This is a genomic window from Dietzia sp. DQ11-71, assembly GCF_014144995.1.
Classification (GTDB): domain Bacteria; phylum Actinomycetota; class Actinomycetes; order Mycobacteriales; family Mycobacteriaceae; genus Dietzia; species Dietzia kunjamensis.
The window spans coordinates 1-1973 of the sequence record NZ_JAALDT010000239.1 but is presented as its reverse complement, the minus strand read 5'-3'; the positions used below and the strand labels follow the sequence as shown (position 1 = coordinate 1973).

At 68.1% G+C, this 1973-nt stretch carries 4 protein-coding genes; 2 read left to right on the top strand and 2 right to left on the bottom strand.

Features of this window, described 5'->3' with window-relative positions; translation table 11 throughout:
• On the bottom strand, positions 1-304 hold a 304-nt coding region (locus tag G6023_RS09215), incomplete at its 3' end, for a DUF2334 domain-containing protein (protein WP_347570754.1).
• A gap of 136 nt (positions 305-440) precedes the next feature.
• Positions 441-938, bottom strand: a complete 498-nt coding sequence (locus G6023_RS09210; protein WP_069389636.1) for a glutathione peroxidase — start codon at positions 936-938, stop codon at positions 441-443.
• 63 nt (positions 939-1001) lie between these two features.
• Between G6023_RS09210 and G6023_RS09205 the strand changes: the two genes are divergently transcribed.
• A complete protein-coding gene (locus tag G6023_RS09205) occupies positions 1002-1280 on the top strand; it encodes a helix-turn-helix transcriptional regulator (protein ID WP_069389637.1) in 279 nt (92 codons plus the stop codon).
• Entirely contained in the window at positions 1277-1831 is a 555-nt protein-coding gene (locus G6023_RS09200; RefSeq protein ID WP_069389638.1) for a hypothetical protein, read from the top strand. The genes G6023_RS09205 and G6023_RS09200 overlap by 4 nt, the downstream gene beginning before the upstream one ends.
• The last annotated feature ends 142 nt before the right edge of the window (positions 1832-1973 follow it).

Sequence of the window (1973 nt, the reverse complement as noted above, 5' to 3'; positions counted from 1 at the left end):
GGTCGGCGGCGGTGAGACGCACGGCGGCCTCGGCGGGTCCGATCGAGGCGAACTCGGGCCTGCGGGGCCTGGTCGCCGCGTCGTCGTAACCGCCCAGCACGATGGCGTCGCCCCGCCGCCGGCGATGCCGCAGCCACTCCTGGGTGCCGTCGTCGTCGGCGAGTCGGTACTCGCGCCCCCGCCGCGGGGCGACGAGCAGCGAGACCGGCACGGATCGACGTTCGAGGTCGCCGACCAGGTCGACGGCGTGGTCGAGGGTGGTGTCGCGGAGTCCCGAGACCGAGACGATGAGGCGCGGGGTCATGGGGGGATCGTGTCAGGGAGTGATGACGCGGTGACGACGGCGAGGTGTACTCCAGATTGCCGAGCCCGACACAGTACCGAGACCGACATAGTGCCGACCCGACACAGTGCCGAGACCGATATCCCCGCCGGCGCGGTCAGATCGGAAGTGTCTCCTCGAGCGCGTCCACCAGTTCGGGGGCTCCGGGCTCGACCTTGGGACGGAACCGTCCGACGACCTCCCCCTCGGGCGAGAGCAGGAACTTCTCGAAGTTCCACTGCACGTCCCCCGCCTCACCGTCGGAGTCGGCCACCTTGGTGAGCTCGACGTAGAGCGGGTGTCGGTCGGGCCCGTTGACGTCGACCTTGGCCGCGAGCGGGAAGGTGATCCCGTACTTGCCGGAGGTGAACTCCTTGATGGCGTCCTCGTCACCCGGCTCCTGGCCCATGAACTGGTTGCAGGGGAACCCGATCACGAAGAGGCCGCGGTCGCGGTAGTCGTCCGCCAACTCCTGCAGCCCCTCGTACTGCGGGGTGAGCCCGCACTCGCTGGCGACGTTGACCACGAGGACCGCGTGGCCCGCGTAGTCGCCCATGCTGGCCTGCTCGCCGTCGATGGTGGTGAACGAGATGTCGTGAATGCTTCCGCTACTCATGTGATCCAGCCTACCCACAACGGACCATTGACAAATCGTTGGGTTTTCCCAACACTTAGATACATGAGCCCAGTCCGACGGGGAGAAAAGCTCCCCATTCACAACCGGATCGCCGTGTTGCGGGCCGAGCGCCGCCTGAGCCGTGCGGCGCTCGCCGAGCAGATCGAGGTCAACCCCCAGACCGTGGGGGCGCTCGAGAGAGGCGACCACTACCCGAGCCTGGATCTGGCCTTCCGGATCTGCGCGGTCTTCGACCTGCCGGTCGAGGCCGTGTTCTCCCGCGAGGAGTTCCGACCGATGTCCGCCGAGATCTACCGCCCCACCCGAGAGGACCGATCATGACCTCCAACCGCGTCGACACCCTCACCCGATCCGAGCAGCGATTCGAGAAGATGCAGACCCGGACGGAGGGCAGACTCCCGTCGTGGCGTACCCCGGGACGTCGCCGACTGCTCGTCCGCCTGAACTGGGCGAGCCTGGCGATCATGGCCGCGATCGCGGTGGCGGGTTACTTCTGGTTCCCGATCATCCTGGCCTGGCTCCCCATGACCGTGGTGATCTGCGTGGTCTGGACGATGCTGCGCATCACCATCGACTCCAAGGACACCGCCCCCGCCCGATACCTGGACGAGTTCGAGCTGGCGACGCTCCTGCAGGCCCGCTCTCAGTCGCTCTCGCTGGTCACGGGCGGACTGTTCGTGATCTCGATGGTGCTGATCTTCGGTTCGAGCTTCGAGATCGGCGACGGACACCGGCTCGCCTACGTGATGGGAGGCCTCGGCATCCTCACGTTCCTGGCCGGGGCGGTCATTCCCGCAGCCGCGATGACCCGCACCATGCCCCCCGAGAGCGCGGACGACTTCGCGCCCGCCGCCGCCGACCACACCGCCTGATCCCCAGGAGATCCGCTACCCCGATTCCGGATCCGCTACCCCGATGGGACCAGCGGATCCCGAATTGGAGTAGCGGATCCTCGGGGTGGGGTGGGCGCTGGGCGGGGTGGGCGCTGGGTGGGGTGGGCGCGCCTCCGGGTGG